14 protein-coding genes are annotated in these 20,772 nt (G+C 63.9%); 9 read left to right on the top strand and 5 right to left on the bottom strand.

Annotated elements, in window-relative coordinates; translation table 11 throughout:
* Nucleotides 1-330: 330 nt before the first annotated feature.
* Nucleotides 331-1,992: an NAD+ synthase gene (locus FHW92_RS09880; RefSeq protein WP_168603097.1), complete on the top strand. Its 1,662-nt coding sequence runs from the start codon at nucleotides 331-333 to the stop codon at nucleotides 1,990-1,992.
* Nucleotides 1,993-2,293: 301 nt separating this feature from the next.
* Nucleotides 2,294-3,622 (top strand): glutamate--tRNA ligase, encoded by a 1,329-nt coding sequence (gltX, locus tag FHW92_RS09875; RefSeq protein WP_168603096.1) that lies wholly within the window; start codon nucleotides 2,294-2,296, stop codon nucleotides 3,620-3,622.
* A 259-nt stretch (nucleotides 3,623-3,881) separates the two neighbouring features.
* On the opposite strand, the gene FHW92_RS09870 is transcribed toward gltX, so the two are convergent.
* Nucleotides 3,882-6,635 carry a [protein-PII] uridylyltransferase gene (locus FHW92_RS09870; RefSeq protein ID WP_168603095.1) on the bottom strand — a complete coding sequence of 918 codons (2,754 nt, stop codon included), beginning with the start codon at nucleotides 6,633-6,635 and terminating at the stop codon, nucleotides 3,882-3,884.
* Nucleotides 6,636-6,833: 198 nt separating this feature from the next.
* On the opposite strand from FHW92_RS09870, the gene lgt reads away from it, so the two are divergent.
* From lgt to FHW92_RS09855, 3 genes are all read left to right on the top strand, one after another.
* A complete protein-coding gene (lgt, locus tag FHW92_RS09865; protein WP_168603094.1) occupies nucleotides 6,834-7,754 on the top strand; it encodes a prolipoprotein diacylglyceryl transferase in 921 nt (306 codons plus the stop codon).
* A complete protein-coding gene (locus FHW92_RS09860) occupies nucleotides 7,747-8,799 on the top strand; it encodes an SAM-dependent methyltransferase (RefSeq protein ID WP_168603093.1) in 1,053 nt (350 codons plus the stop codon). Before lgt ends, FHW92_RS09860 begins: the two co-directional genes overlap by 8 nt.
* 106 nt (nucleotides 8,800-8,905) lie before the next feature.
* Nucleotides 8,906-9,598 carry a hypothetical protein gene (locus FHW92_RS09855; RefSeq protein ID WP_168603092.1) on the top strand — a complete coding sequence of 231 codons (693 nt, stop codon included), beginning with the start codon at nucleotides 8,906-8,908 and terminating at the stop codon, nucleotides 9,596-9,598.
* Nucleotides 9,599-9,866: 268 nt separating this feature from the next.
* Here the strand turns inward: FHW92_RS09855 and FHW92_RS09850 are convergent, their stop codons facing one another.
* Together FHW92_RS09850 and gyrB are read right to left on the bottom strand one after the other, a co-directional pair.
* A complete protein-coding gene (locus tag FHW92_RS09850; protein ID WP_168603553.1) occupies nucleotides 9,867-10,136 on the bottom strand; it encodes a hypothetical protein in 270 nt (89 codons plus the stop codon).
* A gap of 43 nt (nucleotides 10,137-10,179) precedes the next feature.
* A complete protein-coding gene (gene gyrB, locus FHW92_RS09845; protein ID WP_168603091.1) occupies nucleotides 10,180-12,741 on the bottom strand; it encodes a DNA topoisomerase (ATP-hydrolyzing) subunit B in 2,562 nt (853 codons plus the stop codon).
* A 116-nt stretch (nucleotides 12,742-12,857) separates the two neighbouring features.
* Here gyrB and FHW92_RS09840 point away from each other — a divergent pair, with 116 nt between their 5' ends.
* From FHW92_RS09840 to FHW92_RS09825, 4 genes are all read left to right on the top strand, one after another.
* On the top strand, nucleotides 12,858-14,309 hold the full coding sequence (locus FHW92_RS09840; RefSeq protein ID WP_168603090.1) for a M20/M25/M40 family metallo-hydrolase: 1,452 nt from the start codon (nucleotides 12,858-12,860) through the stop codon (nucleotides 14,307-14,309).
* A 181-nt stretch (nucleotides 14,310-14,490) separates the two neighbouring features.
* Nucleotides 14,491-16,620, top strand: coding sequence for a TonB-dependent receptor (locus FHW92_RS09835; RefSeq protein ID WP_168603089.1), 2,130 nt, complete (start codon nucleotides 14,491-14,493; stop codon nucleotides 16,618-16,620).
* A 464-nt stretch (nucleotides 16,621-17,084) separates the two neighbouring features.
* Nucleotides 17,085-18,644, top strand: a complete 1,560-nt coding sequence (guaA, locus tag FHW92_RS09830) for a glutamine-hydrolyzing GMP synthase (RefSeq protein WP_168603088.1) — start codon at nucleotides 17,085-17,087, stop codon at nucleotides 18,642-18,644.
* A gap of 7 nt (nucleotides 18,645-18,651) precedes the next feature.
* Nucleotides 18,652-18,792, top strand: a complete 141-nt coding sequence (locus FHW92_RS09825) for a hypothetical protein (protein WP_168603087.1) — start codon at nucleotides 18,652-18,654, stop codon at nucleotides 18,790-18,792.
* A 1-nt stretch (nucleotide 18,793) separates the two neighbouring features.
* On the opposite strand, the gene FHW92_RS09820 is transcribed toward FHW92_RS09825, so the two are convergent.
* Nucleotides 18,794-19,249 carry a hypothetical protein gene (locus FHW92_RS09820; protein WP_172249171.1) on the bottom strand — a complete coding sequence of 152 codons (456 nt, stop codon included), beginning with the start codon at nucleotides 19,247-19,249 and terminating at the stop codon, nucleotides 18,794-18,796.
* A gap of 80 nt (nucleotides 19,250-19,329) precedes the next feature.
* Nucleotides 19,330-20,757 (bottom strand): metalloprotease TldD, encoded by a 1,428-nt coding sequence (tldD, locus tag FHW92_RS09815; RefSeq protein WP_168603086.1) that lies wholly within the window; start codon nucleotides 20,755-20,757, stop codon nucleotides 19,330-19,332.
* Nucleotides 20,758-20,772: the final 15 nt, after the last annotated feature.

Here is a 20,772-nt window from a genome sequence, read left to right as displayed (position 1 = left end):
TTGCCTCCGGCGGGCAAAGGGCGGGGGCCCTTTGCAATCCCGATAATGGGGTTGCGCTCGGGTTCGCGACGCGAGGTTATAGGCTATCGTTTTCAAGCCTGCGGCGCGGCGAACTCACGCTAAAAGCGCCGCAGGCTTTATTATCCAAACGCCGCCATCACGCGCAAGGCCGCGTTCAAAACGCCACGAAGACAGTAATGGGATTGCAAAGGGTCGAGACCCTTTGCCCGCCGGAGGCATCCATCACCCCGCCCTTAACCCGCCGGAGGCATGAAACAAAACCCTCTTGCACCCTTCCCATTCGCGCAAACCCCTCCTAAACCTGCGTCCATGCCCGATACGTTGAAAATCACCCTCGCCCAGTTGAACCAGTCCGTTGGCGATTTGTCCGGCAATGCCGCGGGCATGCTGGCCGCGCGCGACCGTGCGAAAGAGGCGGGGGCGGATTTGATCGCTTTCCCCGAATTGCAGTTGGTCGGCTATCCGCCCGAGGATCTGGTCTTGAAGCCCAGCCTTGTCGAGCGCGCGACGGCCGAGTTGCAGAAGATGGCCCAGACCACGGCGGCGGGCGGCCCGGCGATGCTGGTGGGCAGCGTGTTCGTGGCCGATGGGGCGCTGCATAATGGCGTGGCCTTGCTGGATCAGGGCAAGGTGGCGGCGATCCGTTTCAAGCATGAGCTGCCTAATTACGGCACGTTTGACGAGATGCGCCTGTTTCAACCCGGCCCCTTGCCTGAGCCGATCATCTTTCGCGGCACCATGATCGGCGTGCCGATCTGCGAGGACATTTGGCACCCCAATGTCTGTCGCCACCTGGCCGATTTCGGGGCCGAGATTTTTCTGTGCCCCAACGGCAGCCCTTATGAGATCGACAAGGACACGCTGCGCATCGATGGCGTGGCCAAGCGCCGCGCCTCGGCGGCGGGGGTGCCGCTGGCCTATCTGAACCGCGTGGGCGGGCAGGATGAGCTGGTGTTCGACGGGGCCAGTTTCGTGGTCAATGGCGATGGCAGCCTTGCGGTCCAGATGAAGGACTGGGAGGAGCAGGAGGTTCTGACCCGCTGGACCAAGACCGCCAAGGGCTGGCGCTGCGACCGGGGCGAGATCGAGCCGCAGGCTGAGCATCCCGAGGATGTCTATTGCGCCATGGTGCTGGCGCTGCGCGATTATGTGAACCGCAACAAGTTTCCCGGCGTGGTGCTGGGTCTGTCGGGCGGGATCGATTCGGCGCTGTGCGCGGCGATTGCGGTCGATGCGTTGGGCGCGGACCGTGTGTGGTGCGTGATGCTGCCCAGCCGCTATACCAGCACCGAGAGCCTGATCGACGCGACCGAATGCGCGCATATGCTTGGCGTGAAATATGACACGGTGCCGATCGTCCCGGCCGTCAAAGCGTTTGAAGAAATGCTCGCCAGCCCCTTTGCGGGCCGCGCGCCCGATCTGGCCGAGGAGAATATCCAGAGCCGCATCCGGGGCGTGACGCTGATGGCGCTGTCGAACAAATTCGGCCCGATGCTGCTGACCACCGGCAACAAGAGCGAGATGAGCGTGGGTTACGCCACGATCTATGGCGATATGAACGGTGGCTATAACCCACTGAAAGACGCCTATAAAATGACAGTGTTTGCGCTGTCGAAATGGCGCAACAAGCACCGCCCGCGCATCGCCCTTGGCCCTGACGGTCCGGTGATGCCCGACAATATCATCGCCAAGCCGCCCAGCGCTGAATTGCGCCCGGACCAAAAGGATTCGGACTCGCTGCCGCCCTATGACGTGCTGGACGCGATCCTGCTCGGTCTGGTCGAGCATGAAAAGTCGGTCGAGCAATTGGTGAGCGAAGGTTTCGACCGGGCCACCGTCAGCCGGATCGAGCGCCTGCTCCATCTGGCCGAGTATAAAAGGCGGCAGGCGCCTCCGGGGGTCAAGCTGGGGTCGCGCAATTTCGGGCGGGATCGGCGTTATCCGATTACGCAGGCGTTTCGGACGGCTTGATCTCTTTAAGGGGTTAAGGTGCCTCCGGCGGGCAAAGGGCGGGTGCCCTTTGCAATCCCGTTAATGGGGTTGTGCGGGATTGAGGCGTTGCGTTAGCTGCTATGGTTTCACAAGCCTGCGGCGCGGCGAACTCACGCCAAAAGCGCCGCAGGCTTTAAAATTCAAGCGTTCCATCCGGCACCTACGGCTGAATTCATAACCCAACGCTGACAAGTATCGGGATTGCAAAGGGCCCCCGCCCTTTGCCCGCCGGAGGCATCTCTCTCTTTCCTCCCCCCCCTATCCCGATTATAGCCCCCCCATGACCACCGTAACCCGCTTCGCCCCCAGCCCCACAGGGATGCTTCACATCGGCAATATCCGCACCGCGCTGCACAACTGGATGTTGGCGCAAAGGAGCGGAGGCAAGTTTCTGCTGCGCATTGATGATACGGATGGCGCGCGCAGCCGAGAGGAATATGTCGAGGGCATTCGTGCCGATCTGGCCTGGCTGGGACTGAATATTGAGGGGGAGGAGCGCCAGTCGGCCCGTTTCGCCCTGTATGAGCGCGAGTTTGCCAAGCTGATGGAGGCCGGGCGCGTCTATCGTTGCTATGAAACGGCGCAGGAACTGGATCTCAAGCGCAAGGTGCTGCTCTCGCGCGGGTTGCCGCCGATTTATGATCGCGCGGCGCTGGCTCTGACCGAGGCCGATCATGAGGCGAAGGCGGCGGCGGGCGAGGCGCCCCATTGGCGTTTCCTGCTGGACCGCGACGAGCCGATTGCCTGGGAGGACGGCGTGCGCGGCGCGCAGCATTTCGACCCGGCCACCATGTCTGATCCCGTTATCCGCCGCGCCGACGGATCGTGGCTTTATATGCTGCCCTCGGTGATCGACGATATTGACATGGGCGTCACGCAGATCCTGCGCGGCGAGGATCATGTGTCGAACACCGCGACGCAGGTGCAGATGTTCACCGCCCTTGGCGCGCCCGTGCCCGCCTTTGCCCACAGCGCGCTGCTGACCGGGTCCGAGGGCAAGCTGTCGAAGCGCCTGGGTTCGCTGGGCGTGGCCGAATTGCGCGAACAGGGCATCGAGCCGGAAGCGATCATCAGCCTGCTGGCCCGCCTTGGCACCAGCGATCCGGTCGACGCCTCGCTTTCGGTCGAGCAGCTTTGCCAGACTTTCGACCTTTCGCGCTTTGGTCGCGCACCCGCCCGTTTTGACGAGGCCGAACTGGCGCGTTTGAATGCCCAGGTCATCCACCGTATGCCCTTCGCCAAAGTGGCCGACCGCCTGCCCGAAGGCATGGGCGAGGAAGCTTGGGAGGCGATCCGTCCCAATCTCAATACCGTGGCCGAAGCCGCCGATTGGTGGGCCGTGGTCAAGGGGCCGATCCACGCCCCCGCGCAGGACGATGAGGCCCGCGCCTTCCTGTCCCAAGCCGCCGAGGTCGCTGCTTCGCTCGATTGGGCCGGTGCGCCTTGGGCCGCGCTGACCGGGGCACTCAAGGACTCCACCGGACGCAAGGGAAAGGCGCTCTTCCTGCCCTTGCGTCTGGCGATCACCGGCATGGAGCATGGGCCGGATATGGGCGCTCTCTTGCCGCTGATCGGGCGGGATGAGGTTGTGGCGCGGTTGAAGGGGTAAGATTTGCCTCCGGCGGGCAAAGGGCGGGGGCCCTTTGCAATCCCGATAATGGGTTTACGCTCGGGTTCGCGACGCGAGGTTATAGGCTATCGTTTTCAAGCCTGCAGCGCGGTGAGCCTACGCTAAAAGCGCCGCAGGCTTTATCCTTCAAACGCGGCAATCACGCAGAAGGCATCCTTCGCAGCGCCTTGCCGACAGTACCGGGATTGTTAAGGGCCCCCGCCCTTAACCCGCCGGAGGCACCACTTTGGGCTCAACCCTAAGCCGCCACCTCCGCGACCTCTTCACTCGCCGCCTCCAGCAAACGCTTCTCGATCGATTTCTGCCGCCCGCCGCCATCGACCTTTCCGCCGAACAGGTCGGTGACATAGAAGGTGTCGACGGCGCGCTCGCCATAGGTGGCGACATGGGCGGAATGGACGATCAGGCGCGATTCGAACAGCGCGCGCGCCAGTCGGTTAAGCAGCGCGGGACGGTCGCGGGCCGAGATTTCGACCACGGTGAAGCGGTTGGAGGCGTCATTGTCGAATTCGACGCGGGGGCGCACCTCGAAGGCTTCCTGACGCGGGCGGGGCAGGGGCCGGGCCACGAGTTGGGGCAGCAGCTTGACCCGGTTGGCCAGCGCGTCGCCGATGGCCTTTTGCAGGCGCTCCAATTGCCCCGCCTCGGAAAAGGGGCGGCCCAGCGGGTCCTGCACGAGGAAATTGTCGACCGCCGTGCCGCTGCGCGTGGTGTGGATGCGTGCGTCGATGATATTGCCGCCGGCCAGGTGGATGCCGCCCGCGATGCGATAGAACAGGCCGGGGTGGTCCGAGGCGATGACCATGACCAGCGTGGCCGCGCGGGTTTCGTCATAGCTGGTGGTGATCGACAAGGGGGCGCCTTTGGCCTCGTGCAATTGCACAAGGTTGCGTGCGATCACATCGTCCGGCTCGGCGATCCAGTAGGCATCGGTGAACTGCTTGCCATAGCGCGCCACCAGCGTGCCCAGCGCGCCCATGCGCTCGGTCACGGCCTTTTGCTTGGCCGCGATGCGTTCGGCGCGATGGCGTTCGACATGGCCAAGGCGCAGGCGCTCCTCGGCGCTGGAGAACAGTTCGGTCAGCAACTGGCGCTTCCACCCGTTCCACACGCCCGGCCCCACCGCGCGAATGTCCACGATGGTGAGCAGCGTCAATTGCCGCAGCCGTTCGAGCGACTGCACCACGGCCACGAAATCGGTGATCGTCTTCCAGTCGGCCAGATCGCGCTTCATCGCGGTCGCGCTCATCAACAGATGCTGGCGCACCAGCCAGCTGACCAGTTCCGTCTCCTCGCTGGTCATGCCCAGACGCGGGCACAGGCGCAGCGCGATTTCCGCGCCCAGCACCGAATGGTCGCCCCCGCGCCCCTTGGCGATGTCATGCATCAGCACGCTGGCATAAAGCGCGCGGCGGTGATGCAGCTTGCCGATGATCGCGGTGGCCAGCGGGTGATCCTCGGCCAGTTCGCCCTTCTCGATCCGGGCCAGCAGGCCGATCGCGCGGATCGTATGTTCGTCCACCGTATAGTGGTGATACATATCGAACTGCATCTGGGCGTTCACCCGGCCGAAATCGGGGATGAAGCGACCGAACACGCCTGCCTCGTTCAGCCAGCGCAACACGGTTTCAGGATCATGGCGGCTGGTCAGCAATTCCATGAAGAGTTCATTGGCGCGCGGATTCTTGCGCACATCGGCGTCGATCAGCTTCGCATCGCGGGCGATCTGGCGCATGGTTTCGGGGTGGATCTCGAAACTTTCCGCATCCGCAATCGTGAAGATCTCCAGCAGCCGCACCGGATCGGCCTCGAACCAGTCATCCGATGGCGCGGCAATGCGGCCATGGGAAACCTTGTATCCCTTGATCGTGCGCGCCCGCCCGCGCAGCGAGGCAAGGAAGCCCTTGCGCTTCTTCTTCTCGGTCTGCTCCTCCAGTTGGGCCAGAAACACGCCGGTCAGGCTGCCCACCTGTTTGGCCTGAAGGAAGAAATATTGCATGAAACGTTCGACCGCGCTTTTCCCCGGCCGGTCGGCAAAGGCCATGCGCTGGGCCACCTGCCGCTGCAGGTCGAAAGTCAGCCGGTCCTCGGCGCGATTGGTGATCGTGTGGAGATGGCAGCGCACCGCCCAGAAAAAGCTCTCGGCGCGGCGGAAGGCGCGGTATTCATCCTGCGTCAGCAGGCCCACATCGACCAGTTCGGCGGGGCTGCGCACCTTATGCAGATATTTGCCGATCCAGTAGAGCGTGTGCAGGTCGCGCAATCCGCCCTTGCCTTCCTTCACATTGGGTTCGACCACATAGCGGCTGTCGCCCAGCCTCTTGTGCCGCTCATTGCGCTCGGCCAGCTTTTCGGTGACGAAATTGCGCTCGCTGCCCTCGACCACTTCGGCGAAGAAGCGGCGGCGCGATTCGTCGAACAGGGCCTGATCGCCCCAGACATAGCGCCCTTCGAGCAGGGCGGTGCAGATCGTGATGTCCGATTTGGCCATGCGGACCGTATCGTCCAGGCTGCGGCTGGAATGGCCGACTTTCAGCCCCAGATCCCACAGGAAATAGAGCATGGCCTCGATCACCTGCTCGCACCAGTGAGTCTGCTTGGACGGCGTGATGAAGGCCACATCGACATCGGAATGGGGCGCCATCTCGCCCCGGCCATAGCCGCCCACGGCCATGATCGTCAGCCGCTCGCCCGTGCTGCGGTTGACCGAAGGATAGACATCGGAAATCACATGATCGTGGATCACGCGCAGCAACTGGTCGGTCAGGAAGGCCTGCGCCTCGGCGCAATCATGGCCTGCGCCGGGGCGCTCCATCAGGCGGCGGTTGATTTCCTCGCGCCCGTCGGCCAGCGCCCGCCGCAACAGTTCGACAATGGGCTGGCGCGCGACATTGGCCTTGTTGCCCGCCGCATCCATCGCATCGGCAATGGCGATGGTCAAAGCGCGGCGGTCGATCACCGCGCGTTGGTTGGGGATGCGAATGGCGTTCATCGGCGGCTTTCAACTGGAGGCTTGCAGGCCAAGTCTAAACATCTCTACTTAAGCGACACTTATCACTCTACCCCGTGGGGCCATGGCCGCGCCAGAGGTTTGACGCAGAAAAAGGTGACTTCTGTCATCGCCTTGTTGTATCGCGCGGCTGATTAGGAAAAAATGGGCTTTTTGCCCCAGCCACGGACCCTGTTTCCCATGTTGAGCGACCTTGTGCATGTCTCGCTGCCTCTCGTCGATGTTTTGTCCGCCGGTGCAAGCGCGGTGAAACAGCCGATCTTCTGGGCCGATCTGGGGTTGAAAAAGGGCATCAGCCTGGGCTTCTTCACCCTGCGCTTCTATTCGCTCGCCTATCTGGCGGGCATCGTGTTCGGCTATTGGCACATGACGCGGATGATCCGCCAACCGGGCAGCCCGCTGGCCCAGCGCCATGTCGATGACCTATTCTTCTGGTGCACGCTGGGCATCATTCTTGGCGGGCGTCTGGGCTATGCCACGTTCTATGACCACACGCTCTATACCGAGCCGTTGAAGATGCTGCGCCTGTGGGAGGGCGGCATGAGTTTTCACGGCGGGCTGATCGGTGTGCTGGTGGCGGTCTGGGGCGTGTGCCGGGCAGGCGGCCTGTCGTTTATCCGGGTGATGGATTATGTCGCGCCCTGCGCGCCGGTGGGGCTGTTTTTCGGGCGCATTGCCAATTTCATCAATGGCGAATTGTGGGGCCGGGTGGCCGGGCCGGACGTGCCTTGGGCGATGGTTTTTCCCGACGAGGCGGCCGGCAATTTCGCCCGCCACCCCAGCCAGCTCTATGAAGCGGGCCTTGAGGGGCTGACGCTGGGGGCAGTGCTGTTCGCGCTGTTCTGGCTGACGCGGGCGCGCTGGCGGCCGGGGATGCTGATGGGCACGTTCTCGCTGGGATATGGTCTGGCGCGCTTCATCGTCGAGTTTTTCCGCGAGCCGGACCAGCAGTTGCAGGATTTCGCCGCCCGCACCCATATGTCGATGGGGCAATGGCTGACCGTGCCGATGATCCTCCTGGGCCTGTTCATGATCGTGCGGGCGTTGACGCGGCCAATGCTGGGGGCGCGTGTGCCGGTGCGGTCGGGCGCCGATGGCTGATCTGTCGGACAGTCTGCGCCGCCTGATCGCGATGCAGGGGCCGATCCCGCTCGCGCTCTATATGGCGCAGGCCAATGCCCATTATTATTCGACGCGCGACCCGCTGGGCGCGGGCGGCGATTTCATCACCGCGCCCGAAATAAGCCAGATGTTTGGCGAGATGGTGGGCATCTGGCTGGCCGATGTGTGGCGGCGTGCAGGATCCCCCGCGCGCGTGATCTATGCCGAGCCGGGGCCGGGGCGCGGCACGCTGGCGCGCGATGCCCTGCGCGTGGCGGCGCGATTTGGGCTGGTGCCTGAGGTGCATTTCATCGAAGGTTCGCCTGCATTGCGCCGCGCGCAGGCCGAGGCTTTCCCTCAGGCGGTGTGGCATGAGGATCTCTCGACCCTGCCCGAGGATGCGCCGATCCTGCTGGTGGCCAATGAATTTCTCGACGCGCTGCCGGTGCGCCAACTGGTGAAAACCCCGCAGGGCTGGCGCGAGCGGATGGTCGGGCTGGATGGGGATCGCTTTGTGCCCGTGTCTGGCGGATTGCCGATGGACAGCGCGGTGCCGCAGGCATGGCGCGAGGCCGAGGCAGGCGCGATTGTCGAAACCAGCCCCGCCACCAGCGCGGTGATGGGCGAAATCGGCGCAAGGCTGGCCGCGCAAGGCGGCGCGGCGTTGATCATCGACTATGGCTATGCGCCAAGGCAGATGGGCTCGACCTTTCAGGCCCTGCGCGCCCATGCCCATGTCGACCCGTTTGAAGCGCCCGGCGAGGCGGATCTGACCTGTCTGGTCGATTTCGTCACCGCCGCGCAGGTGGCACAGGCGCAAGGCGCGCGCGTGATGGGCATCGCCGGGCAGGGCGGGTGGCTGATGGCGCTGGGCATGGCCGAGCGCGCCGCCGCGCTGGCCAAGGTTGCGCCCGATGAGACCGAAGCGGCCTATCACCGGCTGACCGCGCCCGATCAAATGGGCGTCTTGTTCAAGGTGCTGGGGCTGGCCGGGCGCGAATGGCCCGATGGGGCCGGATTTGCGCCCCCTGTGCCGGTTTCGTAAATCTGGGATACAGCTTTCCCCAAGCATAGAAACAGCGCCCCGACCCGAATCCTGCTCCGAAAGTCCCACCATCGCCGCCCTGCCTTCCTTTGCCCAGCAATCGCGGTTGCGCAGTCGTGCGACGGCTATTGGCCTGTCGGTGGCGATCATGGCGCTGTTCATCGCTGCCTTGCTCAGCCTTGGACTGGCCGGGGCGAACAAGCAGCCGGGCGAGCCGCGTCTGGTCTCCATCCAGATGGACGATGGCAAGCAGCAGGCGCAGGCCAAGCAGCAGCAGGTGTCATCGCCCAAGGTGGCCAAAATCGCCGAGCCGCCCAAGACTCCGGTGCCAAGCCCGCCCGAACCCACGCCCACTACGCCCCCGCCGCCCAACTATATCAAGCTGAGCCATGATGATTTCGCGGCCTCGGACATCGGCGCCATCGGCCGCCGCAGCGAGGCCGTGGCCGCCGCCAATGCCGCCGCCGCGCGCGCCGCCGCCACCGGGCCGGGCGAAGGGCCCAAGGGCGTCCACCTCTATGCCGCGCAATGGTATCGCGAGCCCAATGACGCTGAACTGCGGCCCTTCCTCTCCGGGGCCAACGCGCCGCCGGGATCATGGGCTACCATCGCCTGCCAGACCATCGACCATTTCCATGTCGAGAACTGCCAGGAACTGGACGAATATCCGCTCGGCTCGGGCCTTGCGCGGGGGCTGCGCCGTGCCTCGTGGCAGTTCCTCGTCTGGCCGCCGCGCATTGATGGCAAGCCGCAGGTCGGGACCTGGGTGCGGATCAGGTTTGATTTCACCAAGGGGTGATTTTTGGGGGAGGTTTTATGCCTCCGGCGGGCAAAGGGCGGGGGCCCTTTGCAATCCCGTTATGGGGTTGCGCCATGATGGCAGGGGAGTGCGCCGATTTATAAAGCCTGCGGCGCCATATTGCGCTGATCAGCGCCGCAGGCTTTCCATATTAAACCTTGCGTCCGACACCCAAGGCCGAACTCTAGGCGCAACGCAGACAGTACGGGGATTGCAAAGGGTCGAAACCCTTTGCCCGCCGGAGGCAAAACCCCTCAAGCACATCCTATCAATTCGTCTCCCGCTTCAACCTCTCGGCCAAAACTTCCAGCTCGGCCGGCTCCAGCAGCCATGTCCGCGTGATGCGTCCGGCCCGATGTACAGGAGCGGTCAGCAGCAGGCGGGCGTTTTCGCGCGCATGGGGCTTGTAGAGCGTGAAATGCACCACGCATTCGCGGACATGGGCGATCACCGGCACGCGGCCTTCGAGGTCGATCATCGTCGCGGGCTGGTCCCACGGGATATTGTCGACGGTGGCACGGTTGCTTTCGCTGGGCATATAGGCCTCCGCGTGGGTGAAGTCGCGCTTGGGGGTTTCTTCGTCAGACATCGAGATTGGCCACGTTCAATGCATTTTCCTGAATGAATTCGCGGCGCGGTTCGACGATATCGCCCATCAGACGGGTAAAGATTTCGTCGGTCACATCGGCGTCTTCGACCTTGACCTGAAGCAGGGCGCGGTTGTTCGGGTCGAGCGTGGTTTCCCAGAGCTGTTCCGCGTTCATCTCGCCAAGGCCCTTGTAGCGCTGGATCGAGAGGCCCTTGCGCCCGGTGGCCAGCACCGCTTCGAGCAATTGCGAGGGGCGGGTGATCGAGCCGTCCAGATCGACCGGGCGGGCAGCGACGGGGGCGTCCTCGCCCTCGGTTTCCTCGACCGCCGCTTCCGGTTCGGCGGTCACGGCGGTGGAACGGCTGAACTTGGCCGGGGTGGCGTAAACCTCGGCTTGTTCACCGGCAAGGCGGGCCAATTTGCGCGCCTCGGCGCTGATCAGGAAGGCGGCCTCGATCTTGTGATAGTCGGTGACGCCGCGCCAGTGGCGCAGGAATTCGACATGACCCACCTCGGTCAGCACCGCTTCCCACTTGGCCTCGCGGTCGGCGCGGCCCAGCCATGCGGCGGCCTTGTCGAGGGCTGCCTTGCGTTCTTCGGGGGTGAGCCCATGTTCGAGCGAGCCGGCCAGCGCCATCGCCTCGATCACGGCGGGATTATAGCGCCGGGGGACGAAGGCCATCAGGTTGCGCAGGCGCAGCGCATGATCGACCAGATCCTCCAGATCGCGGCCCGAGCGTGCGCCCGTCCCGGTTTCCAGCATCCGACCGGACAGACCCGCCTCGACCAGATAGCGGTCGAGCGCGGCATTGTCCTTGAGGTAAACCTCCGACCGGCCCTTCGCCACCTTGTACAGAGGCGGCTGGGCGATGAAGAGATGGCCCGCGCGGATGATGTCGGGCATCTGGCGGTGGAAGAAGGTCAGCAACAGCGTGCGGATATGCGCGCCGTCGACGTCGGCGTCGGTCATGATGACGATCTTGTGATAGCGCAGCTTCTCAAGATTGAATTCATCACGGATGCCGGTGCCCATCGCCTGAATCAGCGTGCCGACTTCCTTCGACGAAATGATCCGGTCAAAGCGGGCGCGCTCCACATTCAGGATCTTGCCCTTGAGCGGCAAGATCGCCTGATAATGGCGGTCGCGGCCCTGCTTGGCCGATCCGCCTGCCGAGTCACCTTCGACCAGGAAGAGTTCGCACTTGCTGGGATCGCGTTCCTGACAGTCGGCCAGCTTGCCCGGCAGGCTGGCGATGTCCATCACGCCCTTGCGGCGGGTCAGTTCGCGGGCGCGCTTGGCGGCCTCGCGCGCGGCGGCGGCATCGATCACCTTCTGGATGATCGACTTGGCATGGGCCGGGTTTTCCTCCAGCCATTGCGTCATCTTGTCGGCCATCAGCGCTTCCAAGGGCTGACGCACTTCGGAGGAGACCAGCTTGTCCTTGGTCTGCGACGAGAATTTGGGGTCAGGCAGCTTGACCGAAACGATGGCGGTCAGGCCCTCGCGCATGTCCTCGCCCGAAAGCGAGACCTTTTCCTTCTTCAACATGCCCGAACGCTCGGCATAATTGTTGAGCGTGCGCGTCAGCGCGGCGCGGAAGGCGGCCAAATGCGTGCCGCCGTCGCGCTGGGGGATGTTGTTGGTGAAGCACAGGACGTTTTCGTAATAGGAATCGTTCCACTGTAACGCCACGTCGATGCCGATCCCGTCCTTGTCCGCCGTGATGGCGATAGGTTCGGGGATCAGCGCCATCTTGTTGCGATCCAGATAGCGCACGAAAGCTGCGATGCCGCCTTCGTAATAGAGGTCATGTTCCTTCACCTCTTCGCCGCGCAGATCGCGCAGCAGGATGCGCACGCCGGAGTTCAGGAACGCCAGTTCGCGGTAGCGGTGCTCGAGCTTGTCGAAATCATAGACAGTGACGTTCTTGAACGTCTCGTCGCTGGCCAGGAAGGTCACGCGGGTGCCGTTCTTCTTCTGGCCTTTGCGGGTGCCGCTTTCATAGATCGGCGCATCACCTTTGACGATCAGCGGATTTTCCGCATCGCCATGGCGGAAGCGCATCCAATGCTCCTGCCCCTCGCGCCAGATGGTCAGTTCGAGCCATTCCGAAAGCGCATTGACCACCGAAACGCCCACGCCATGCAGACCGCCCGACACCTTGTAAGCGTTGTCGTCGCTGGTGTTCTCGAACTTGCCGCCCGCGTGGAGCTGGGTCATGATGACCTCGGCCGCCGAAACGCCTTCTTCCGGGTGCAGCCCGGTGGGGATGCCGCGCCCGTTATCTTCGACCGAAACCGAACCGTCCGGGTTCAGCTCGATCAGCACCAGATCGCAATGCCCGGCCAGCGCTTCGTCGATGGCATTGTCCGACACTTCGAACACCATGTGATGCAAGCCCGACCCATCGTCGGTATCGCCGATATACATGCCGGGCCGCTTGCGCACGGCGTCCAGTCCCTTCAGGACCTTGATCGAGTCTGCGCCATAGGCGTTGGTGTTGGGCTGCTGCCCGGTGCTCGGCTGACTATTGTTCGGATTTTCGGTGCTCATGAGAAGCCTATAGGCATTTTGGCGCAGGACCGAAAGGCGCTTTCACCCCTTCCTTCCACAGAGTTTTCCTGCTGAATTGCCGCGAAACTCGCGAATGGGCGAAGCAGGAGGCATCCATGAAACATGGCAGGCAGTTGTTGGCCGGAGCTGCGGCTCTGGCGGGGGTGATGGCGGGCGGGCTTATGGCCACCGCCGCGGCTGCGCAGGAGGCGCCCCTGCGCCCCGATCAGACCGCGTTCCGCGCGCTCTACAAGGAGCTGGTCGAAACCGACAGTTCGATCACCACCGGCTCCTGCACGCTGCTGGCCGACAAGGTGGAAAAGCATCTGCGCGCCGCCGGTTATGGTGACGCTGACATCACCCGCTTTGCCGTGCCCGATCATCCCAAGGAGGGCGGGATCGTGGTGATCCTGCCGGGCACGTCCAAGACCTTGAAGCCCATCCTGCTGCTGGGCCATCTCGACGTGGTGGTGGCCAAGCGTGAGGACTGGACCCGCGATCCTTACACGCTGATCGAGGAAGGCGGCTATTTCTATGGTCGCGGCACGTCGGACATGAAGGCGATGGACGCCATCTGGATCGACATGATGGCGCGGATGAAGAAGGAAGGCGCCAAGAACAAGCGCACGCTCAAACTCGCGCTGACCTGCGGCGAGGAAACGAGTTGGGCCTTTAACGGGGCGCAATATCTGGCCAATAACAAGCGCGATCTGATCGATGCGGAATTCGCACTCAATGAAGGCGGGGGCGGGCGCACCAGCGGACCGGGCGGGAAGGTCATCGTGCAGAACATGCATGTGGGCGAAAAGACGGTCGTGAATTATCGCATCGAGGCGACCAATCCGGGCGGCCATTCCTCGATTCCGATCCCCGACAATGCGATCTATGAATTGTCGGACGCGCTGGTCAAATTGCGCGCCTTCGATTTTCCGCTGATGCTGAATGACACGACCAAGGCGTTCTTCGCCAAGGCCGGCCCCGCGCGCGGCGGCGATATGGGCAAGGCGATGGTGACGATCGCCACCGCCCCCATCGGCAGCCCGGAATCCAAGGCCGCCGAAATGCTGCTCAACACCGACCGTTCCTATCACTCGATGCTGCGCACCACCTGCGTGGCCACGCTGCTCGACGGCGGTCATGCGAATAATGCGCTGCCCCAGCGGGCCGGGGCCAATGTCAATTGCCGCATCTTCCCCGGTGTGCCCGCCGAAGAGGTGCGCGCCACGCTGGCCAAGGTGATTGCCGATCCGAAGATGACGGTGAAGCAGGTCGATGATCGCGGACCGCTGGCCAAATCGCCGCCGCTCACGCCCTTCATCTTGGGGCCTGCCGAAAAGCTGGTGGCCAAATATTACCCCGGCGTGCCGCTGGTGCCGGTGATGTCGACCGGGGCCACCGATGGCATTTATCTGGAGGCGGTGGGCATTCCCTCCTACGGTCCTCCCGGCCTTTACGGCGATCCCGATGGCAGCGGGGCGCATGGGCTTAACGAACGCGCGATTGTGAAGGCGGTTTATACGGGCCGCGAGTTCCTGAATGAATTGGTGAAGGAATACGCCAACAAGTGATCCGCAGGATCGGGGGTGGGCCGTTTTCCGCCCCCGATCCTCGGTTGGCCGCAGGATGGCGGTGAATGGGCGGATCTTGCGATATGTGATATTGTATCATTGCGCGAGGGCTGTTAGGAAGGTGGGCATGAGGGCGCGGCATGGCTGCGCTGCAACAATAAATAAGGGTCCGACTTTCCCCATGAAATTGACGCGCATCACCCCCGCCTGCGCAATTGCGGCCATCGCCGCCACTCTGGCATTCCCCGCCTTTGCCGCTGCTGCCAAGGATGCCAGCGATGCGGATGGCGCACAGGATGCGGTCCATTCCGCGCCCCCGGCCGAAATCGTTGTCTCCGGCGTGCTGCCGCGCAGCCAGCAGGACATCCTTTCGGGCGTGGCCGTGCTGAAAGGCGCGCATCTCGATCAGGCTCTGCGCTCCTCCATCGGCGAAACACTGGCCCATACGCCGGGCGTGACGGCCACGTCTTTCGGCCCCACCGCCTCGCGCCCGGTGCTGCGCGGGATGCAGGGCGAGCGCGTGCGCGTGCTGGTCGATGGCATCGGCTCGATCGACGTGTCGAACACCAGCGCCGACCATGCGCCCGCGGTTAATCCCTTGCTGGCCGAAAGGATCGAGGTGCTGCGCGGGCCTCAGGCGCTGCTCTATGGTTCGGCGGCGGTGGGCGGCGTGGTCAATGTGATCGACCGCCGCATCCCGACCGAAGTGCCCAAGGAGCCGATTCATATCGGGGCGCTCGCCTCCTATGGCTCGGCGGCCAATGAGCGTTCGGTGGCGGGCACGGTGGATGTGCCGCTGGGTGGGGGCTGGGTGGCCCATGCCGACGGCAGCCGCGCGGTGTCGGATGATATGAAGATCGGCGGCTATGTGCTGACCCCGGCGCTGCGGGCGCAGGCGCTGGCCACGGCGGCGAGCGGTGCGGGCGATCCCGGCATTGACTATACCGCCAATGCCAATGCGCGGGGCCGTCTGGCCAATACAGCGGCCAAGAGCTGGGATGCGGGCGCGGGTCTGGCCTATATCGGCGCGCAGGGCAGCATCGGCATCGCCTATAGCCACAAGGACAGCCTCTATGGCGTCCCCAGCCGTCTGGCCACCGCGCCGGGGCAGGATCAGGAAAGTCCGCGAATCCAATTGCAGCAGGACCGCTGGGACGCGCGCGCCGAGATCCGCCCGGCAGGCGGCACCATCGACAAGATCGCTGCGCGCTTCGGCTATGCCGCCTATCAGCATGCCGAACTGGCGCCCGATGGCTCGGTCGGCACGCGATTCTTCAACCACGGGATCGAGGGCCGCCTTGAAGTGACCCAGACCAAGCTGGGTGGCTGGCAGGGGGCCAGCGGGGTGCAATTCGTCAACCGCGATTTCAATGTGATCGGCGATGAAGCTTTCCTGCCGCGCAACAGCACCCAGCAACTGGGCCTCTTCACGCTGCAGAGCTATGATGCGGGCGCGGTGAAATTCGAGGCGGGCGGGCGCTATGAGCATTCCAAGCTCAGTTCGATGCCCTTGCCCGACCAGACGCAATTCTGGGGCGGCCAGCGCAGCTTCGATACTTTCTCCTTCTCGGGCGGGGCGACATGGCGGGTTAATTCGGCCTGGACGCTGGGCCTGTCGGCATCACGCACCGAACGCGCGCCCTCGGCCGAGGAAATGTTCGCCAATGGGCCGCATGCGGGCACGCAGGCCTATGAAATCGGCGATGTGAATTTGAAGACCGAACGCTCGACCAGCGTCGAGGCGATCCTGCGCGGCGGCGGCAAGGGCTATTCGATCGAAGCCTCGGTCTATCACAGCTGGTTCGGCAATTTCATCTATGAAGACCCGACCGGCGCGGTTGAGGATGGCTTGCCCGTCTATCAGATGCGTCAGGCCCCGGCGCGCTATTACGGTTTCGAATTGCAGGGCGCGGTCACGCTGGCGGAAATCGGCGCATGGCGTTTGCAGGCCGATGCGATGGGCGATGCGGTCAAGGCGACGATTTCGGGCGTGGGTCCGGCTCCGCGCATTCCCCCCTTGCGCGTGCTGGGCGGCGTCACGCTGAGCGATCCGCGCTGGGATCTGCGCGGCGAGGTCGAGCATGTGACCGCGCAGAACCGCATTGCCGCGCAGGAAACGCTGACGGCGGCCTATACGCTGGTGAATGCCGAATTCGGGTTCAAGCCGGGCGGCAAGGACGGGCGGGTGTCTTTCACGCTGGGCGCGCGCAATCTGTTCAATGTGGATGCGCGCCGCGCCGCCAGTTTCCTGAAGGATTACGCGCCGCTGGCCGGGCGTGACATTCGTCTGTCGGTGCGACTGACGGTTTGACCGTTCACGCGGTCTGACGCAGCGGTTGCGTCAAAGTCTATGCTGCAAATGCGAAGGGCTGCCTCGCCGGAGTGGGGCAGCCCTTTGATGCTTCATTGGGTGAGAGGACCATTGAAGCTATAGTTTGGTGCCAGCGATCAGGCCAGAACAGCGGCGAAAAACAGGCCGCTGACGCTGATGGCGGCGGCAAAAGCCACGATATTGCGCGACATGGGATTACTCCTGGGTTGTTGTTATGGCGGCGTCGGCCTACGCTGTTTGGCGTAGTGACTGCCGTCTGTGAGGCCGCATATACGACCAAAGTTTTATTTTGCACGTGCGAAGAGGTCGTGCGCAATTGCGTTTTGCGCAACTGCCTCATGCATGTCCCGCATCGCCGATTTTTTGCCCCGACGGCTGCTTTTCTGCGACCCTTTGCCCGGCCCCATCTGGACATTTGCCCCCGTAAACCTTAGGGGCCTGCCATGACTGTCCAGCCCTCCGACTCCATCCTCATCGTCGATTTCGGCAGCCAGGTGACCCAGCTGATCGCACGCCGCGTGCGCGAGGCGGGCGTCTATTCCGAAATCGCTCCCTTCAGCATGGCCGAGGCCGCCTTTGAGCGGATGCAGCCCAAAGGCATCATCCTGTCGGGTTCGCCCGCCAGTGTGCTGGATGCCAATGGCCCGCGCATCCCGCAGGCTATCCTAGATTCCGGCCTGCCGATCCTCGGCATCTGCTATGGTCAGCAAAGCCTGATGCATCAGCTGGGCGGCGAAGTGACCGGCGGCGATGCCGGCGAATTCGGCCGTGCCTTTATCGACATCAACGACACTTGCGCGCTGTTCAACGGTCTGTGGTCGATTGGCGAAAAGCATCAGGTGTGGATGAGCCATGGCGACAAGGTGACCAGCCTTGCCCCCGGCTTCCGCCCGGTCGCTTCCTCGGCGGGCGCGCCCTTTGCGGTCATCGCCAATGACGAAAAGCGCATCTATGCGATGCAGTTCCACCCCGAGGTGGTCCACACGCCCGATGGCGGCAAGCTGCTCAAGAATTTCGTGCGTCACGTCTGCGGCCTCAAGGGCGACTGGACGATGGCCGAATTCCGCAAGACCAAGATCGAGGAAATCCGCGCGCAGGTCGGCTCGGGCCGGGTGATCTGCGGCCTGTCGGGCGGCGTCGATTCGGCGGTGGCGGCGGTGCTGATCCATGAAGCGATCGGCGAGCAGCTCACCTGCGTTTACGTTGACCACGGCCTGATGCGCATGGGCGAGAGCGAGCAGGTGGTCAGCCTGTTCCGCGGCCATTTCAACATTCCGCTGGTCCATGTCGATGCCTCGACCCTGTTCATGAAGGGCCTTGAGGGCGTCACCGATCCCGAGGCCAAGCGCAAGTTCATCGGCAAGACCTTCATCGACGTGTTCGAAGATGAGGCCAAGAAGATCGGCGGCGCCGACTTCCTTGCCCAGGGCACGCTCTATCCCGACGTGATCGAATCGGTCAGCTTCACCGGCGGGCCGAGCGTGACGATCAAGAGCCACCACAATGTCGGCGGTCTGCCCGAGCGCATGAACATGAAGCTGGTCGAGCCCTTGCGCGAACTCTTCAAGGACGAAGTGCGCGATCTGGGGCGCGAACTGGGCCTGCCCGACATTTTCGTGGGCCGCCATCCGTTCCCCGGGCCGGGCCTTGCCATCCGCATCCCCGGCGAGGTCAGCCGCGAACGCGCCGATATCCTGCGCAAGGCCGATGCGGTCTATCTCGAAGAAATCCGCAATGCTGGTCTTTATGACGCGATCTGGCAGGCTTTTGCCGTGCTTCTCCCGGTCAAGACTGTCGGCGTGATGGGCGATGGGCGCACCTATGACCACGTCTGCGCTTTGCGCGCCGTGACCAGCACCGATGGCATGACCGCCGACATCTATCCCTTCGACGCGGCCTTCCTGTCGCGCGTAGCGACCCGTATCATCAACGAGGTCAAGGGCATCAACCGTGTGGTCTATGACTATACCTCGAAGCCGCCCGGCACGATCGAGTGGGAATAAGCGGGGCGTGACCATCACCCCGCCGCAGCCGGAAAACAAATCAGCCAGCGGGATCCCTCGCTGGCTGATCTATTTGTTCGTCGGCAAAATGGCGCTGGCCATGGCCATTGTCGCGGGCGTGATCTGGTGGGCGCATCGCGCGCCCTGAATCACCCTGCGGGGTTGGCCGGTGCGGCCGGGGCGGGCGCCGCCTTGGGCTTGGTATAGGGCACGAATTCGCCAAGGCCGACCGAGCCGCGCCACCACATGCCGGCCCCGCCGCCGCGCGTGGCCAGTTGCACAATATCGACGCTGCACAATTGCGATCCCCATGTCTTGGTGATCAAGACATCGTCATCATCCAGCGATTGCGGATAGGGCGGGCGGTTCACATAAATCGTGCTGCCCATGTCATAGACGATGGCGGTCTTGTCGATGATCGTGGTCGAGCGGATCTCGGTCAGGTTGATGCAATTGACCGGCTTGCCCGGCACCCGGTCCTTGATGATCTTGGCCAGCTGCTGTTCGGGCGTCAGACGCTCGCGCGCCTGGGCCAGCGGCGCGCCCAGAAGGGCCATGGCGCCGCCGACAAGTGCGGCGCTGCGAAGGATGGAATGAAACGACATATACCTTCTCCTTGGACCTGAAGCGCCCCCTTCAGACTGAATATTCTACGCCCTGTCCCGGCCACCGTCCATGATTCGGGTCAACCCGTGCCGCCGACGGTCAACCCCTCGACCAGCAGGGTGGGCTGGCCCACCCCTGCGGGAACGGACTGGCCTCCCTTGCCGCAAATGCCCACGCCTTCGTCCAGCGCAAGGTCATTGCCGATGCCGGTCACGCGGGTCAGCACGGAGGGGCCATCGCCGATCAGCGTTGCGCCCTTGATCGGCGCGCCCAGCTTGCCATTCTCGATGCGATAGGCCTCGGTGCAGGAAAAGACGAATTTGCCGCTGGTGATGTCCACCTGCCCGCCGCCAAAGCTCTTGGCGAAAATGCCGTTTTTGACGCGGCTCAGCAATTCGGCGGGGTCATCATTGCCCGCGCGCATAAAGGTGTTGGTCATGCGCGGCATCGGGGCATGGGCGTAATTCTCGCGCCGCCCGTTGCCGGTGGGGGCCACGCCCATCAGCCGGGCGTTGAGGCGATCCTGAAGATAGCCCTTGAGAATGCCATCCTCGATCAGCACATTTTCCTGCGTCGGCGTGCCTTCATCATCCACCGTGAGCGAACCGCGCCGCCCCGCGATGCTGCCGTCGTCCACGACGGTCACGCCCGGCGCTGCCACCCGCTCGCCCAGACGGCCCGAGAAAGCGCTGGTGCCCTTGCGGTTGAAATCGCCTTCCAGCCCATGGCCCACCGCCTCATGCAGCAGCACGCCCGGCCAGCCCGGCGCCAGCAGCACGGTCATTTCGCCCGCAGGCGCGGCCACCGATTCCAGATTGACCAGCGCCTGCGCCAGCGCGGCGTCGATCGCGCGGTTCCACGTTTCCGGCTTCATCAGATCGTCATAGAGATAGCGCCCGCCGATCCCGAAGCTGCCCGTTTCGCGCCGCCCGTTCTGTTCGGCCACGATCGAGACGTTCAAGCGCACCAGAGGGCGAATGTCGGTGACGGCATCAGAGTCGGCGCGCAGGATTTCCACCACCGACCACGAGCCGGAAATCGAGGCAGACACCTGCGCCACGCGCGGATCGCGGGCGCGGGCCGCCGCGTCGATCTGTTCGAGCAGCGCAACCTTGGCGGCAAATTCCACGCCGTCGAGCGGCGAGGCATCTGTGTAAAGGTGGCGGTTGGTGCGAACCGGCGGCGCGGATCGCTGGCCGCTGGCCGGATCGAGCAGGGTGAGGGTTTCGCCCGCGCGCGCAATCGCGGCGGCGGAAATCTCGTTGGCATGGGCAAAGCCGGTCATCTCGCCCGACACGCCGCGCAGGCCAAAACCCGCCTCGCGGCTGTAATCGCAGGTTTTCAGCCGCCCGTCGTCAAAGCCAAAGGCCTCGGACGCAATGAATTGCAGGTAAAGCTCGCCATCGTCGCATTTGGCCAATGTGCGGCCCACCAGAGCGCGGGCCTCATCGGGTTCAAGCTGGCCCGGGCGATAGAGCAGCGAGCGGGGATCGGCAGAAAAGGTCATGCCGTTGATATAGGC

The sequence above is a fragment of the Novosphingobium sp. SG707 genome, assembly GCF_012275515.1.
Classification (GTDB): domain Bacteria; phylum Pseudomonadota; class Alphaproteobacteria; order Sphingomonadales; family Sphingomonadaceae; genus Novosphingobium.
The sequence above is the reverse complement of the archived record's forward strand: the minus strand, read 5'-3'. Positions and strand labels throughout refer to the sequence as shown.

Excerpts from the sequence above, each read along its gene's own strand:
- FHW92_RS09880 (WP_168603097.1), top strand. The coding sequence starts at position 331 with ATGCCCGATACGTTGAAAATCACCCTCGCCCAGTTGAACCAGTCCGTT.
- gltX (WP_168603096.1), top strand. The coding sequence starts at position 2,294 with ATGACCACCGTAACCCGCTTCGCCCCCAGCCCCACAGGGATGCTTCAC.
- FHW92_RS09870 (WP_168603095.1), bottom strand. The coding sequence starts at position 6,635 with ATGAACGCCATTCGCATCCCCAACCAACGCGCGGTGATCGACCGCCGC.
- lgt (WP_168603094.1), top strand. The coding sequence starts at position 6,834 with ATGTTGAGCGACCTTGTGCATGTCTCGCTGCCTCTCGTCGATGTTTTG.
- FHW92_RS09860 (WP_168603093.1), top strand. The coding sequence starts at position 7,747 with ATGGCTGATCTGTCGGACAGTCTGCGCCGCCTGATCGCGATGCAGGGG.
- FHW92_RS09850 (WP_168603553.1), bottom strand. The coding sequence starts at position 10,136 with ATGCCCAGCGAAAGCAACCGTGCCACCGTCGACAATATCCCGTGGGAC.
- gyrB (WP_168603091.1), bottom strand. The coding sequence starts at position 12,741 with ATGAGCACCGAAAATCCGAACAATAGTCAGCCGAGCACCGGGCAGCAG.
- FHW92_RS09840 (WP_168603090.1), top strand. The coding sequence starts at position 12,858 with ATGAAACATGGCAGGCAGTTGTTGGCCGGAGCTGCGGCTCTGGCGGGG.
- FHW92_RS09835 (WP_168603089.1), top strand. The coding sequence starts at position 14,491 with ATGAAATTGACGCGCATCACCCCCGCCTGCGCAATTGCGGCCATCGCC.
- guaA (WP_168603088.1), top strand. The coding sequence starts at position 17,085 with ATGACTGTCCAGCCCTCCGACTCCATCCTCATCGTCGATTTCGGCAGC.
- FHW92_RS09820 (WP_172249171.1), bottom strand. The coding sequence starts at position 19,249 with ATGTCGTTTCATTCCATCCTTCGCAGCGCCGCACTTGTCGGCGGCGCC.
- tldD (WP_168603086.1), bottom strand. The coding sequence starts at position 20,757 with ATGACCTTTTCTGCCGATCCCCGCTCGCTGCTCTATCGCCCGGGCCAG.